The following is a 15,802-nucleotide window of genomic DNA, read 5'->3' on the forward strand; positions in this document are numbered from 1 at the left end:
CTTATCTCTGTGGACTTTGTGTCTAATAAGGTAAATAACCCTGCTGTTTGAAAGCAGGGTTGGATGTAAGGACTAAAGTCCTTAGTACGAACGAACGAATAAACGAACGAAGGGATTTTTTATTTAATAATAACTTCCTGATTTGCGGTGATGAACTGCGGTAACTGCATTTTGCTGCATAACGGCGCCATTATCAACGGTTGCGTATATTACCCAGTGGTCGCCACATTCCATCCGTTTATTGACGCTGCACTCTAAATATGCTATAGCATCTCCTAATACTGTACAGCCATTATCAGCAGTACTTGTATCAAAACCATTAAAGCGTTCTTCTCCAGGTGCAAAGTTTTTGCGGAAGTGTTTCATATATTCTTGGTAGTTATTTTCTGCCAAGATATTTAAAACGAATTTGTTTCCTGAATGTAATAGTGATTCTATCGCGCGTTCTTTCGCAATAGCCACAGTCAAACCTGGTGGGTTAAATGTAGCTTGCGATACCCAGGCGCCCATCATCGCGGTTGAGACTTCACCAAGTCTTGCAGTTAAAACGCATACTGAACCCACGATGCGACCAACAGCTTGTTCTACTGGACTAGCAGCAGGTTGAGGTAAGCGCATTTTACGCGCACGTTTTAAAGATTGGGTAAAGTCAATAGCTGCTTCTTCGCAATCTTTGAGTACTCTATCGGATGGCTTGAATCTTGCGCGTATTGTTTCAAACCCAAATTTAAATCCTGCTTCTTTGAGTTTACCTTCAATTAAATCGAAAGCTTCACCACTCCAGCCATAGGAACCGAATACACCTGCAAGTTTGTTGGTATCACCAACAGATAATACCGTACCAAGGGCTGTATGAATAGGTGTAGGAGCATGTCCTCCAATAGTGGGAGACCCAATTATAAATCCTTCCGATTTTTGCACCGCATCTTTTATTACTTCGGGTTCGGCAAATTCGCAGTTTATCAACTCGACTGCCACACCACCCTTAGTTAAACCCAATGCAATTGCTTGTGCTAAAGTCGCGGTGTTTCCATAAGCAGAAGCATATAATAACGCGACTTTAATCTCACGATGAGAAAGCGCACGACTCCATTCTTCGTAAGATTTTACCAGTTCCATCAAGCCGTATCGCACCAAAGGCCCATGACCACAAGCTAGCATCCTAACTTGGTAATCAGAAATTTTCTCTAGTGCTGGTTTAATATGACTTGCATTCGGCGCCATCACACTATCATAATAATAGCGTTGGTCTTCCTTAAATTTGTCCCAATCTTCATCAAAAATTTCATCACCGCAAACGTGCGCGCTAAATAGTTTGTCAGTGTAAAGAATTTGAGTTTGTTGGTCGTAAGTGCAAAGTCCTTCGGGCCATCTAGGGCTAGGAATTGGTATAAATTTTAACACGTGACCTCTACCTAAATCAAGGTCTTCTTTACCCCGCATCGCTAACACTTTTAAATTCGGGTTAGTAAATGCTGCCTTTAGATATGCGGCTCCTGGTACAGATGTAACAAAAGTTAAATCAGGGCAAATTTCGAGTAATGCCCGTAATGTAGCCATACGGTTTGGGCTAAAGTGACCAATGATTACATAATCAAAGCTCTTTAATTCCAAACAGCGCTTAATAGCTTCTTTGTATACTTCAGTAAAAGTTTCAGGAGGGGGGTCAATAATGGCAACTTTATCGGCTTGAATTACATATGAATTTACCGTTGTGCCCCTAGAGAGCGCATATTCAATTTCAAAACGTTGCCGTGTCCAACTGCGCGCGCGTAATACTGTAGTATCTGTTGCAATTGGCAAGACTTGCACATCACGAGAATTTTCGCTCATAGGTTAAGGGATGAGATATATATTATGTAGAGACGCGACACGTCGCGTCTTTGTGGATTTGTGGTTCTTTGTGGATTTGGGAGACGTGACATGTCACGTCTCTACACAACAATTAATAATAATTTCCAACCTTACGGTGGCGGACTGCGGTGATGCCTTCAAGTTTGGCGACGCGACCTTCTTTGACGGTGCAGTACATAATCCAGTGGTCGCTGCATTCCATGCTGTCAGCGATTTCACATTCTATGTATGCTAATGCGTCAGCAAGAATGGGGCACCCGTTTTTTGCTGTTTGCGTTTTAACATCAGCAAATCTATCGGCGCCGGGATGTAAGCGCTTCAAGAAATGTCTTTTTAATTCTTTGTAATTGCCTTCTTCTAATACGTTAAGGACAATTTTGTCACCCACTTGCATGAAGGACTCAATCGCGCGGTCTTTGGCAACAGCAACAGTAAACCCTAATGGTTGTAAACTTGCCTGTGCAACCCACGAAGCGAGCATTGCGCTTTTAACACCGTATTTTTGACTAGTAATAATATATAAACCATTACTAATACGACCAAGTGCTTTTTCCATGTTGACATCAAGCGATTTAACTTGCTTAATGTTACGGTCACGAACTAGCATTTGCCCAATATCAATACCAGCTTCTTCACAAAGTTGATAAGTAGCAGGGCTTGGTGTTTCTTTAATCTTAATTGCTGGGAAAGCTTCTTTAATACCTTGTTCAGTAAACTGTCTGCGTAACGAATCAATTGGTTCATCGTCACCACCAAAAGATTCAAAGAAACCAACAAATTGCTTTTCTTTCGCGACAGCCAAGAGTGAACTAATACCAGCCTGGGCAGTAACACTCGTGCTAGGAGGCATACCAATTACTATACCCGATGCACGTCCAGCAAGTCCTTGAATTTCTTGAACATCAGCAGTATTCAAATCAAGAGCTTCTACACCAACACCCGTTTTAAGTAAACCGTGGGAAATTGCATGGCCCAGTTTATCACTATAGCCATAGCCACCTACGAAGAACAAACCAACTGTGGTGTCAGCTTTAGCTTGTACTTGACTCCAGTTGTGATATCTTTCTTTCAAAAAGTCGAGGTGATGGTAAAGTAGCGGCCCGTGTCCATTCGCAATAATCTTGATTTCTCCAAGTTCGCTCATTTTTTTCATTGCATTCAACAATGAGCGTGCGTTTGGACCCATCAAACAATCGTAGTAAAAACGGAAGTCAGGTTCAATCGCTTCCAAATCGACATCGAATGTATCATCGCTACAGTAGTGCATTCCAAACGCATCACACGTAAATAGCGTTTTGGTTTTATGGTCAAAGCTGAAGATAGTATCAGGCCAGTGTAAATTAGGTGCTGATATAAACTCAATTTCGTGTCCATCACCTAAATCTACACGGTCTCCAGATTTGACGATTCTTTTACTAAACGGGTCATGAACTAAATTATCCAAAAATTGTAGCGCCACTTTCGATGCTAACACTGTAGCGCGCGGCGCCAACTGGAGAACGTCTTCCACTAACCCACTATGGTCAGGTTCAGTGTGGCTGACGATAATATAGTCAATTGCCTTTGGGTTAACAAGACTCTTCAGCGTATCTAAATATAAATCGCGGAATTTAACATGCGAAGTATCAACCAAGACAATTTTATCGCCCTTAATTAGATACGAGTTATAAGTCGTACCATTTTGCAGACCGAACTCAATATCAAAGCGGTCGCGGTCCCAATCAAGCGAACGAATCGCTGTAATATTTGGGGCAATTTCAACTGTCTGTATTGTTAGCCGACGTTGGACGTTCTCTGTGAGGGCTACCATGCGTTCTCTCCGAAGCACCTAATATAGTTGAGCTTTTCCTGTCTATATTCTGCTCATAAATATTTTTGTAAAGTTGTTTTAAAGCTTATTTTTTTTAAAAGTCAACTTGTAATCAATGATGCAAATTCTCAGCAGTATTTATTACACAAAAACAGTTAGTATATATAACTTTAAAACAGAGCATATATTAACATTTCCACACCCAAATATATGTTAAATTATTTCAGCATTTATCATTTTAAATTCTTACTCTTGTGGAACAGGCATCCTGCCTGTGTATTCATGTATTTTTTTTACCACAGAGACCACAAGAGAACACAGAGAAAGGATAAATTAACCACGAAGACACCGTTAAAATTAATTACCTGCAATTTTATAAACAAATAAAAAGGCATCCAGGACAGCTTGGATACCTTTTATAAACTCAAGAATAAAACGTCTAAAATTTAATACATAGTTATTAATTTAAAATAGGATTTAAGCTGCAACTTGTAAGTGCATTGTAGAGACGCGATACCCAAGCGTCTCTGCATGAATGTGATATATTTTTTCGCCGCTTACTTACCTAAAATTAGGTGATTGAATAAAAGCACTTATGCGGTTGCCCAAATTAACATCATTACGGTTCCGTCGTTGGTACTACAGCACTGATGCGACAGTAACAAAGTAGCGCAATTGTCGGAGTTCCATTTAATAACCTGAAGTTATTAGTTGAGCGCTAAAAACGACTTGGACAATTTCCCTAGGTTATTTTACCTTTGATTTATGGGTTCACATTTATTAATCAGTAAAGTGTTTGTTGAGGAGAAATCAGTATGAATCGAAAAGCTTTATTACTAGCTATTCTTGGTTTTGTGCTTTGCGTCAGCTTGTCTGTTATGGGTAGTGTAAATGCTATACCATCAAACCAGAGGGTTTTAGTTCAAATTAAGAATGCTTCACCTACTTCGGGTGGGCGCATTGAGGTCGTTAAACGATTTATTCAAGCAGTTGAAGCTAAGGATATTAGTACAATTAATCAGTTAGTGACAGAAAATATTGTTTTAGAGCAACCTTTTTCTAGACTGCGACCAGGAGGTATTCGAGTGGAAGGTAAGCAAGCTGCAAATACTTTTTTCAATCGAATTTTTAGCCAGTATTCTCAAATTCTCTTTGTGAATGTAATCTTTCGTCAGTCAAAGTTTGACAACGCTGTGATTCTGGAAGGACAGGGTGATTTCCGTATGGCAAGCAATCAAAACCCTTACCGGAATCAGTACATTGGTGTACTTGAGGTTGTTGATGGGCGAATTGCTCTGATTCGAGAGTATTTCAATCCCTTGATTGAACCTGATTTGTCTAGTCTTGATAACAGTAATCCAAATCAATAGTAGAGACGTTACATGTAACGTCTGTCAGGTTTTAAATGAGTTTACCATTTACCTCAAGGGAAAGTATATCGAATGTGGACATTTGTAGATAGAGCAAAAGTTGATTGTAGTCGATTTATACCATACTATACTGGTAAAGTTACGCAAACAATTTCTTTAAAAAATTGGGGCACCACTACTTCAGTTATAGTCACAATTGAACCAGAAGTTGGAATTACGCAACCAACTGCACAACAGATGATGACGGGTAGTGTTACTATTTAAGGCGCCTGGTCTCTTAAGTAGAGACTGGGCTTTTACCTATATTAGGAGGCGCCACTCCATCAAAAACCCTTATTGTTTTAAATATTAACTTAAATACTAAAAACCCTGACTTCAATTAATGTAAAGTCGGGTTTTTTTAATTCAAAAGCCCGTTTCAAACAAATTACCTTTTAGGCAAGATTTGAGTATGAAACTATAGAACCATTTTTCTCCGCGTTATATTTTATTAATTTTTCAGTTACAAACTCTTTAACCACAAGCGGTAATGTGAAAAGATAATCTCTTTCCTCTATCGATATATGTAAAGCTTTATCGATTAAACATCGTTCTTGTAAGCACTCTAGAGCCTCTAGCAATTTTTGTGGTGATACTAGAGGCAATACACTTTTCTGTATTTGAGAAAATGAAGCAGGATGATTCGACGCTAACCATTCTATAACTTGCTTCTCTGTATTTGATAAACGGTTAACGTGTTCTCTTATCAAATCATAAATTTCACCAAACACTAAAGTTCTTTGGTTGAGAAACTTCGCAATATAACCATCAAATAACTTCTGAATAGTAGTAGAAGCAATGTTTAACGCAAGTGGATTCCCTGCGTAGAAATTGACTAGTTTTTCCCACTCGTGCGGTGAACCAATAAAGAAACCCTTGGCTTGAAATATTTTTTGTATCTCTAATACTTGCAAACCCTTTAAAATTAACGAACGAACTGGTAAAGTATCACCTGTCATCTGCCCAATTCCTTTGGGTTTTTCACGACCAATCAATATTAAGCAGCTTTGATGCGGCACCTCTCCGACTCGTTTGAAAAGTTTACCATAGGCTTCATAACCTTCACAATAGCATCCGCTATCATCGCTTGCGGAAGCGTTTTGCAGAATTGTTTCTACATCGTCTAACACTAGTAAACAGCGATTAACTCGTAGATAATGTATTAGTCTGGAAATTAATGCATCTACATTTTCTGGTAAGCTAGCTTCGTGTCCATTTGACAGGAATTGAATCAGTTCGGTTAACATATCTTTGAACGATAACCCACTAGCAAAACTTTTATAAATCACAAACTCAAATTTATCTTGAATTTTATGAGCTAACTTTACGCATAGGTAAGTTTTACCTATCCCACCCATACCTAACAACGTTACCAAACGGCAATTATCTTCTATGATAAATTGCTCCAGAGTTACCAGTTCTAATGTACGCCCATAAAAAACAGAGACATCTGGTACTTCACCCCAATCTAGTTTTCGCATTGAGTGCTGCTTCCCACTATCCTCTGATGGACACCATGCTGCCTCAGAATCAGACGGTTGATAATAATCAGTTGGCGCCAAAGATATATTAAAAGCCTCAAAGCAGGTACTTAGGGTTCGTTTATCTACCCTAGCTTTACAAGTATATATTTTCACTAAAGTATGGGGGTCTAAGCAAGTACGTTCGCTCAAAGTATTAAGAGTGTAGCGAATTCCATAGTTATCTTGAATTTCTGACTCCGATGTTGCTGCTTGGAGCCTTTTTAATCCTTGGTTCGTCAAAATGACTCCGCGCCGACGTTTCTGCTGCTTAAATTCCTTCATTGATACACCTTATGTTAATTCAGATTTTGCCTAAAACTCTTAGTCGTTGAACTTTCCTCTCTCGAACTAAAAAATAGTACGAGTGTGTATAAATAAATTTTTTAGGTACACTTTAGAAGTATCACTCAATACATGCTGGGTGCCACTGATTTCAATTTATGCAGTTTATACCTCATCTAAAAATATAGAAAATAAAATACACTGTTACTTATCCAGAATAATAAGTATATTTTAATACTTAAAATCCCAAAATCGGTAATTATATTTCTACTCAAATATATAATTACTCCCTTCCTGCTACAAGATTACATATAAATTCTTCTTCCTTTGCGTCCTTTGCAGTTCATTGATTTCAGTATCTTTAAGCGTGAAGGAAGTATAGATAAATATAGATAAATATATATGATAATTCTGATAATAATCAAAAGTATAAAAAAATACTTATTATTTTTTTGTATATTTGAAGCCAAGTATAAAAAAAGTTGAAAATCTTAAGTTCCTGCTAAAAATACCAAACTTCCATTGCTTATTGCTGGTCATAAGCGCAAACTAAATTTAATTGCTCTTTGCATTGATAGTGGTTCATGTTATTAACGTTGAGAAGTTTCAAGATTGCCGACTTCTTTCACAAATCCAGAATCTAATGCCTGGGCAACAATCATTAATAATGATACGAGCTATTTAGACAGCAATAATCATCACTAATGCAAAAGTAATTATTTTTACAAGCATTGTACGGTGAACAGCACAGAGCTTTAGCATTTCACAAAGTAAATCTCGCTTAGGAGAACAAAACCATATTTATCAATCAATCGTCATACTCGGCTTGGAATTATGTATCTATATCAAAATCAAGGATTTTATGAATGATTCAGGACTGCTATAAATATCTCAAATGTTGTAAATAATAAAATCTGATCGAAGTCTAACTTGATTAAATATCAGGAGAAAAAATGAATAATATTTTATTAATTGATGAAACTTCTGAAACCAAAAACCTTTTAGTTAAATGTTTAGAGAGAGCCGGGTTCGAGGTAATTAGTACAGACAATGGTCTTGTTAGTGTTCATATACGACAGGAAAAATCATATATCATTCCAGAAAGTAAAAAATCTAATTCTCAAGAGTTTATATTTCCATCTATATCACGACTGCGTAAAGTCTTCGAGTTTATTGAATTAAATTATCATCAACCTATTCGTTTGAAAGAAGTCGCTCAAGCTGTTGGTTATTCCTCAGCTTATTTAACTGACTTAGTGCGAAAACTTACTGGCACAACAGTAAATGATTGGATTATCAGGCGTCGGATAGCCGAAGCTTGTAACTTACTTCTAAAAACTGATTGTTCCGTTAATGAGATTGCTTTAGAAGTCGGTTATAAAAATATTAACCTTTTTTATAGTCAGTTTCGCAATTATCATAATAATACCCCCCATGTTTGGAGAGAAGCACAGCGTTACAAACGTGCGTCATAATCAAACACAGCAACTATTCGATAAGCATTGCTATTTATTGTAGTATTGCTACTTATAAGAAAAATTTCCTAAATATTTTTTGAAGCTGGAAACGTTGACGGCAAAGGACTCTGTGTCTCACTAGTAAAAAGAAATACCACTAAAACTTTGGGCATAAAGCAACTAGGATAAACGTTTTCTTTCTGAAAGCAATAACCGAGATGGCTCTTCTAAACCACGCCAAACTATCAGTCCTGTTAAACCAATAAATAGCGCGGATAAAAAAGCATTACCAATATAACCAAACTCTGCATACGCAACACCCGCAGCGATACCACCTAGTCCTCCACCTAGTTGCCCAACTGCGACAACTAAACTCATTAGGGAACCGCGTTGATGTTCTGGAACAAGTGTAGTTAAAAGTGCTTGTAAAGGACTTAAACGTAACGCTAGTAATATCATGACTAAAAAAAATACAGCATAAGCTGATAATGTACCTGTAACAATAAACGGCGCCGCAGTAAACACAACAGCAGATGTTGCACAAGAAGCTATAATCATAGGCTTGCGTCCTATGTTGTCAGACCACCGACCAGCTTGTGGTCCCACTAATATATTCGCTATCCCTCCTACCATAAATAATGTGGCAGTTGCTGAAGGTGTCATTTGAAATTCTTTTTCTAACCATGTAGGAAAAAAGACTACGAATGTAGAAACCGCAAATAACATTGTCGCATAGGCGCCTGCTGCACTTCTAACTTTCGCTTCTTGTAACAACACCCAATAATTTTTCAGTGCTATTTTTACAGACAACCTTTCTTCAAGACGTTTAATAGGAGGTTGAGGAATAATGATAAAAATCAGAAAGAACGAAACTGCTGCAATAATGGCAAATAAAAAAAACGGCGCCCTAAACCCATATCTCTCAGCTAATATTGTCCCAACGGGTACTGCTACAACTTGACCAAAAGCAAAACCGCTCATAACCCATCCCGAAGCCCATCCCCTTCGCTCATAGGGAAAATAATCTCCAACATACGCAACTGCTACACCTGTTAAAATACCTCCAGAAACTCCAGCGCCAATACGCACCGTTAACAAAGATATAAAATCATTAGCAAAACCGTGCATTAATAACATTACTGCCATTAAACTTGTGCCAGCTAACAACACAGGTCTTCTGCCCAAATGGTCAGATACAGGGCCAACAATAATGGCAAATAACGACAGCGCAACAGAATAACCAGTAACCAAACTTCCTTGCCAAGCTTCAGGTATATTCAACGCTTCACCAATACGTGACAAAATAGGCGCCACTATTGTCGCTTGACTACTCGAAGCTAATACCATTAACCACAATGCCAAAATAACTAATAGTGCTGGAGGTTGACGTTTTGCTAATTTCATGCTATTATGCCCATTAATATATTACAGTAAGCCTGTAACTGAGCTTTGCGTGAGAAATGAAGCTGAATTTTATCTCTTAGAGAGTCGCGAAGCTTTTGATAATTCGATGGAGTATTAAACAACTGAACGATTTTTGCTGCCATTGCCGTTGTATCACCAGGCGCCGATAATAATTTAGCAGGCATATCAACATCTAAAATAGCCATAATCTCTTCTAAACCACCGCAATATGTACCCACAACAGGAACTTCACAAGCCATTGCTTCGAGTGCTGCTAAACAGAATGACTCAGATTCACTTGTAACTAATTGCAAATCAGTCACAGCCAACCAGCGCACAACTTCCGTAGGAGAAACAGCACCTAAAAAAATCACTTCGTTTGCTACCCCTAATTCTTCTGCATATTCGCGCCCTCTAATATAGTTTGGACCATTACCAATCATTATTAGTCTAGCTGGTACACCTGCACCTCTCACATGCGCTAATACAGAAATAGCATCCAAAGGACGTTTGACATCACGGAAGTTAGAAACATGACATAAATTCAAAGTATCAGAAGGCGCCGCTATCCATCTACGGAACGGATGAAATACTTCTAAATCAATCGCATTATGAATTACTATCGGGCGCCAAGGTAGAGAAAATATCCGTACTGCTTGTAAAGCTAATGAATTTGATACAGCAGTTACACAATCACACGCCAAAATACAATCTCGTAGTTGAGCATTATAGTTAGAATCGCATCCATATTTATTTACATCACTTCCGTGTAAAGTCAAACAAACAGATAACGAGTAACCACGACTTGCTAACTCTTGACGCGCTTCGAGTGCTGCTTCTACTAACCCAACAGCATAATGTACATTCAACACATCAATATTATTAGTTTCAACATGCTGAATAATTTCTTGTGCTAGTGGTACTATCCATTTTGAATCTGCGGGTGTTGGAGTTTTTGGCGCCGATACTGGTATATAGTTCAACTCATCATTACTTACCCATTGTGCTTGTGGACTGGTAAGAAGTATTACTTTGGCGCCTGCTGTTGTTAATTCTCTCGCCAGTTCTGTTGCAACTTTGCCACTGCCTCCCAAACCTCCGAGAGACAAAATTGCTACTCGCAATGATGTTAGGTCGGAAGTGATGGAGGGTGAAAGATTTGATGTAATGGTATGGGTGGAGGAGAATAGCATAAACCTGTTTTTATCTAAGTTTTGACAATATGATCCCCCCCTAACCCCCCCTTAATAAGGGGGGGAACAAGAGTTTTTCTTAGCCCCCCTTAACAAGGGGGGTTGGGGGGATTAAAACCAGAGATTTAGCGAATTGTTATTAGATGTGACTGATTATCAGGTTGGGAAATTGGTAATAAATGAGAAATTAAAGATTTACCGTGTGTGGCAATTAATTCAGCAACACTTATATGGCGTTCTTGAAGTGTATTATTAGGACTAACTGAGTTAAAAGCTCTAACTCCAGCTATATTCAGCTTTCGTCCTTCTCTAACTATGGTGCGTTCTAGACTAATTAATTTCTGAGCTAATTTTCCAATACTGCGCGTTGATGGTGGATAGCCAGGGTTTCCCGAATGTTGTAAATCTGAATGTACTTTTGCTGCAAGTATAGGCAGTTCTTCTTTTGCGTAAGCGAATGCTTTAAAAGGACGCTTTGCTCCCCATGACTCTATTAATAATGCGGTCGCATTCAACCATTGTTCAATATCTAGTTGAAGTTTTTTAGCTGTGTTACCTACACGTTTATTTGCTTTTGCTTGTTCGAGTAATTTAAAACAACGTTGCTGCAATACCCTTAACTCATCGCAAGCAAGATTTATTGTACTAGCTAAACCCGCGCGTCCTATTAAAGAACCTGGTTTCTCACTATTTATTAATTTTAACGTTCCACCTGCTTGATTGAGTATATTTGCAGTATCGGCGCTTATTACAGTAAAAGATGGTCTAGCAACTATTTGTGGCATGGGAATATTCGCCCAAGTATAAACTCGATGTAACTGTGTAAAATATTTCAATTCACTTGGTCCAGCTACATAGGCAATAGTTGGTAAAACAGCATCTTGAAGCAAAGGACGCATTAATGCACTTGGTGTAAATTTTTCTGGCTCCCAATGCAAAATATTTCTGGCGCCTTCATTCGTTAAATAAACGTTCGTTTGTTGTATCGCAAACCCACCTTCTACCTTACGCAGTCGGCGCCTAACTCCATTATCATCTGTATAGAACATTTGCAATACATCACGCTTTGTGGGAATAGTTTCCGAAAGCCCTTGTAGTAATAATGTTTCTCTCGCTTGTTGTAATGCATCTTGAGAACCATCAAAAAGTTCGCGCGCAATAATATCACGAGCTAAGGTAGCAAACTCACGAGTTGATGGGTCAAGAATAATTAATCCCAAATGCTTTGTTAAGTAACTTAGAAAACGAGCGAAAGCTTGAGCAAAAGTAACATCAGGTTGATATGCGCTTCTTAACGCTGCTACAACTTCTTGAGCATGTGGAAGGTTTTGGAAAGATTCTTCGATATCGTCGAGTAGCGAATAAATTCCTAAACCTAATTTTATAGAACCAACAGGACTTTGAATTGGTGGTAAGCCAAGATTAAATATATTAGGTCTTAAATTCGAGAAAATTTCCACTCGCTGCACTTCTTCTATATCATGGTCATAACTTGCCATCCAAAAAATTGGAACTGCTGGTATCCCTTGAGACTCTAACTCCTGTGCTAACTTAATGGCGCCTAATGTTTTATAAAGTGTATAAGCGGCACCACCTAGTATTCCAACTTGCTGCCCAGTAACAACAGCAACAGTTTTATCATCACGAAGCTTTTGAATATTAGTAAAAACTTCTTGCGAACTTCCCCAACATACAGCTTGCTGTTCTAACAAATCAGCTAACTCATCACGCCGATGACATCGAGAAACTAACGAATTATAAGCAGACATCCAATCACGAGAAAGCTTAATATTCAAAATATTCCTACAAATAGGAAGCGCCATTAAAAATTTTTGACAACATCGTGCCTGTAATACTTGAACTGCCTCAAAACCCTCTTGTGGAGCCTCTTGTGGAGCCTCTTGTGGAGCGGGCATCTTGCCCGCCCCAAGTCTTGAAATCAAACCCTGTATAGAATAACTCTGACTCTGATGTGCCTCAACAGCGCGTAACTTTCGCACAGCATCAATTTCAACCCGCATCACATCACCATCAATCACCTCAACACCATGATGCGAAGGAATCATCACATAATGCCCCTCAACCGCAACAGGCGCCAATTCAGGAGCATCAGGAACAACAAAACCAGGGTCTGCTGCCAAATGAAACGCCACCAACACAGCAGTTCCCAACCCCAAATGATGACCATGCAACGAGTAATTTGGGTCAACAAGAGGATGTAAAGTCAACAAAATTCGCGGACGCACCAAACGAATTTGCTTAACAATCAGTGCTAACGTATTATCCAATCCCCAAATCGAAAGCGTATCACTAGCTGTAACAGGTTGAGTACGGGCGCCATCACGATATTTTCCAAAATCAGCCAAACCTAAACTTTCGACCGACTCAATACCCAAAATCTTAGCCGCGCGCTGTAATTCTTCTTTGCGTTTAACTGTAAGTTCCGTTCCACCACGTCCAGCACCACCGTCTGTAGCAACAACCAAACGCACACTATTTCCTGCCTGAGTTAACGCAGCAATTGTTCCACCAGCATAAATAGATTCATCATCAGGATGTGGCATAATCGCTAAAACATCACAAGCAAAACTATTTTGACTTACCAAAGCAGTTATTTTAGGTAATGGTAAATATCTCGGCGCCACTAAACCCTGTACAACCTGCTTTCGTAAAACATCAACTAAAAGCTGATTATCAATACGCACACTAAGTAAATCTTCCGTCCATTCTGTATTTTGATAACCACTCATCAAAGGTTGACTAGCAACACTCATTAACAGCGAACGGTCAACACAAGCAGTCCGGTCAATTTCCTGTAGTGCTGCTGGTAAAGAAATGACTGGTTGTGTACAACGCGCGATAATTTTTTGGTAACGTACAGGGTCACTCAAATCACCACCATCGTAATAAGCAACAAACGAATGATGTTCCAGCACTTCAAAACCAAGCTTTCTTAGCATACCTTCTACAAACCTTGGTGAATGTGGTTGAGTTGCGCTGCTAAAACTTCGCTGTTGAAAAGGTATATAAGTAAACCCCAATAACCCACCTGGAGCAAGCACCCATCTTAACTGTGACAGAGTTTGAGCAATATTCTTGGCAAAATGAACGGCGCCGCAACTCAAAACAACATCAAAGCTCTGTGGTTTCAACCCTGCTTCAACAAGCGGACGATTAAAATCATGTTCAATCAAAGCATGAAACTGAGGATATTTAGCCTTAGCTTGCCGTAACATCGACGCTGAAATATCCAAACCAGTAACCAACGCACCACTATCAAGATAGGTCACACTAGCTTGTCCCGTTCCAACACCTATATCAAGTACCCGTAAAAAACCCTTTGGGGGTGCATAGCGTACAACTGCATCGAGTAAAAATTGAGGCGCCGACCAATTAAAATTAGTAGTACGTTCATCATAACATTCCGCCCAAGCATCATATCGTTCTTGTGGGTTGGTTGGAATATTTGATGTAGATTGAGGCAGCACAATTATCCCTGGTGTGTGTGACATAGTAAAGTTGTAGAATTTACAAAACAATTACAGAGTAGACGTTTTCAGGTTTCGCTTATTTACAGCATAAATAAACCAAAACCATCATTGATGTTCAATTTTTGCCCTTTAATATCGAAATCTTGCTTTGTTTTTCATAGGGCAGTAATACACATGAACAATTAACATTTAATAGTTAACGGTCGGTGGTAATTCTAATCTGAACAAGAAAAATGACATAAGAATGACAAGCAAAATTAGTATATAAGTCTCTTAAGATTGTCATGTTCAGGAACGTAAACGGAGTTTTCCCGCTTTCGCGCGCATCTAAAATTGTCATACTGAGGAACGAAGCAGGCATGAAACCGAGATACGTGCAATTTCCTGCATTCCGGGTCTGAAAACTATTGCCCTGCATCGGTTTTCAAATTTGCTACATCAGAGTCAAAAAACCGTTATTTACAACGCGCTCATCAAGCCCTTTGAAGGCCGGAATGCAGGTTTTTACAAACATCCTGTCTCAATGCCCAATAGCATTGCGTACAATAAAGTAACAAATTATCAAACTTAAGTAGAATAAGAGTTTCAAGCCTTAATTTCCGAAAATACAGCTATCTCGGCTCAACCTCAGATACAGTGCCTAAATTTTATAGCAATTTTTAAGTATTTATACCACTAGTTTTAATGTATTAGTACATATAGTCTAATATAAGGGCGCCCTCCTGAACGGTTACTTTAGCGATGGATATAACGGATTGTCATGCACAAGGTATAAGTATCTCTTAATTAGCTTGATTTAGACGAATTATCTAATAAATTTTATAGGGCATCGTAGCCCCATTTAAGCGTTATTAACCCGAATATAATTGACAGTACTGAACATCCTAAAATGCCTCTGCTTAAACTTAGCTGATAGTGAAAGAATAAGGTTGTACTGCTCCAATATGATGCAGCAATCACTAATCCAATTATTGCTCCCGCGCTAAAGCGTTTAATCGATGACATCATTTTTCTATCTCCTTAAGATTGTTTGATATGTTTGGTGGCTTAATTCAACACGGTTGTTTGAACTTGCTTTTTATATATGATATTGTGAGCAACGTCGGGCTTCTACTTATTAATTGGTCTCAATCTAATTTTTTATTCAATTTCATTACGTAAGCGTCTCAAGTACGGCAATTAGTCGGAATGCGGGCACTAATGGCGAATCCGCTTTCTTGAAATTATTGACTTACCAATTAAAACGCGCCGGGAGCGAAGGTTTAACCGTCACCGAGTATATTATTTTCTCGTATGGTGCCAGTAAGGACTAGTAGACGCAGCCAAAAGTATAGCAGACTCAGGATTAACGAACAGCTTTAAAAGATGAAACTCCTCCT

Annotated in this window: 9 protein-coding genes and 1 pseudogene; 3 read left to right on the top strand and 7 right to left on the bottom strand. The window is 38.8% G+C overall.

Going from position 1 to position 15,802, the window contains the following annotated elements:
- Positions 1 to 123 precede the first annotated feature (123 nt).
- The gene (locus DSM106972_RS47825; protein ID WP_127087306.1) at positions 124 to 1,833 is read right to left on the bottom strand and encodes a diflavin flavoprotein; all 1,710 of its coding nucleotides are present in this window, start codon (positions 1,831 to 1,833) and stop codon (positions 124 to 126) included.
- A gap of 112 nt (positions 1,834 to 1,945) precedes the next feature.
- Positions 1,946 to 3,664 carry a diflavin flavoprotein gene (locus DSM106972_RS47830; RefSeq protein WP_127087307.1) on the bottom strand — a complete coding sequence of 573 codons (1,719 nt, stop codon included), beginning with the start codon at positions 3,662 to 3,664 and terminating at the stop codon, positions 1,946 to 1,948.
- Positions 3,665 to 4,479: 815 nt separating this feature from the next.
- Between DSM106972_RS47830 and DSM106972_RS47835 the strand changes: the two genes are divergently transcribed.
- Together DSM106972_RS47835 and DSM106972_RS47840 are read left to right on the top strand one after the other, a co-directional pair.
- The gene (locus tag DSM106972_RS47835; protein WP_127087308.1) at positions 4,480 to 5,034 is read left to right on the top strand and encodes a nuclear transport factor 2 family protein; all 555 of its coding nucleotides are present in this window, start codon (positions 4,480 to 4,482) and stop codon (positions 5,032 to 5,034) included.
- A gap of 57 nt (positions 5,035 to 5,091) precedes the next feature.
- Positions 5,092 to 5,298 (top strand): annotated as a pseudogene (locus tag DSM106972_RS47840) (hypothetical protein); the annotation flags it as partial.
- Between the two features lie 170 nt (positions 5,299 to 5,468).
- Here the strand turns inward: DSM106972_RS47840 and DSM106972_RS47845 are convergent.
- Positions 5,469 to 6,878: an NB-ARC domain-containing protein gene (locus DSM106972_RS47845; protein WP_127087310.1), complete on the bottom strand. Its 1,410-nt coding sequence runs from the start codon at positions 6,876 to 6,878 to the stop codon at positions 5,469 to 5,471.
- A 953-nt stretch (positions 6,879 to 7,831) separates the two neighbouring features.
- On the opposite strand from DSM106972_RS47845, the gene DSM106972_RS47850 reads away from it, so the two are divergent.
- Positions 7,832 to 8,353, top strand: a complete 522-nt coding sequence (locus tag DSM106972_RS47850) for a helix-turn-helix transcriptional regulator (protein WP_127087311.1) — start codon at positions 7,832 to 7,834, stop codon at positions 8,351 to 8,353.
- Between the two features lie 162 nt (positions 8,354 to 8,515).
- Here DSM106972_RS47850 and DSM106972_RS47855 read toward each other — a convergent pair whose 3' ends face one another.
- From DSM106972_RS47855 to DSM106972_RS47870, 4 genes are all read right to left on the bottom strand, one after another.
- The gene (locus DSM106972_RS47855) at positions 8,516 to 9,739 is read right to left on the bottom strand and encodes an MFS transporter (protein ID WP_127087312.1); all 1,224 of its coding nucleotides are present in this window, start codon (positions 9,737 to 9,739) and stop codon (positions 8,516 to 8,518) included.
- The gene (locus DSM106972_RS47860; protein ID WP_127087313.1) at positions 9,736 to 10,932 is read right to left on the bottom strand and encodes a glycosyltransferase; all 1,197 of its coding nucleotides are present in this window, start codon (positions 10,930 to 10,932) and stop codon (positions 9,736 to 9,738) included. The genes DSM106972_RS47855 and DSM106972_RS47860 overlap by 4 nt, the downstream gene beginning before the upstream one ends.
- A gap of 125 nt (positions 10,933 to 11,057) precedes the next feature.
- On the bottom strand, positions 11,058 to 14,444 hold the full coding sequence (gene bshC / locus DSM106972_RS47865; RefSeq protein ID WP_127087314.1) for a bacillithiol biosynthesis cysteine-adding enzyme BshC: 3,387 nt from the start codon (positions 14,442 to 14,444) through the stop codon (positions 11,058 to 11,060).
- A 798-nt stretch (positions 14,445 to 15,242) separates the two neighbouring features.
- On the bottom strand, positions 15,243 to 15,431 hold the full coding sequence (locus tag DSM106972_RS47870) for a hypothetical protein (protein ID WP_233787147.1): 189 nt from the start codon (positions 15,429 to 15,431) through the stop codon (positions 15,243 to 15,245).
- Between the last annotated feature and the right edge of the window lie 371 nt (positions 15,432 to 15,802).

The organism is Dulcicalothrix desertica PCC 7102, from assembly GCF_003991905.1.
In the GTDB taxonomy this organism is placed as follows: Bacteria; Cyanobacteriota; Cyanobacteriia; order Cyanobacteriales; family Nostocaceae; genus Dulcicalothrix; species Dulcicalothrix desertica.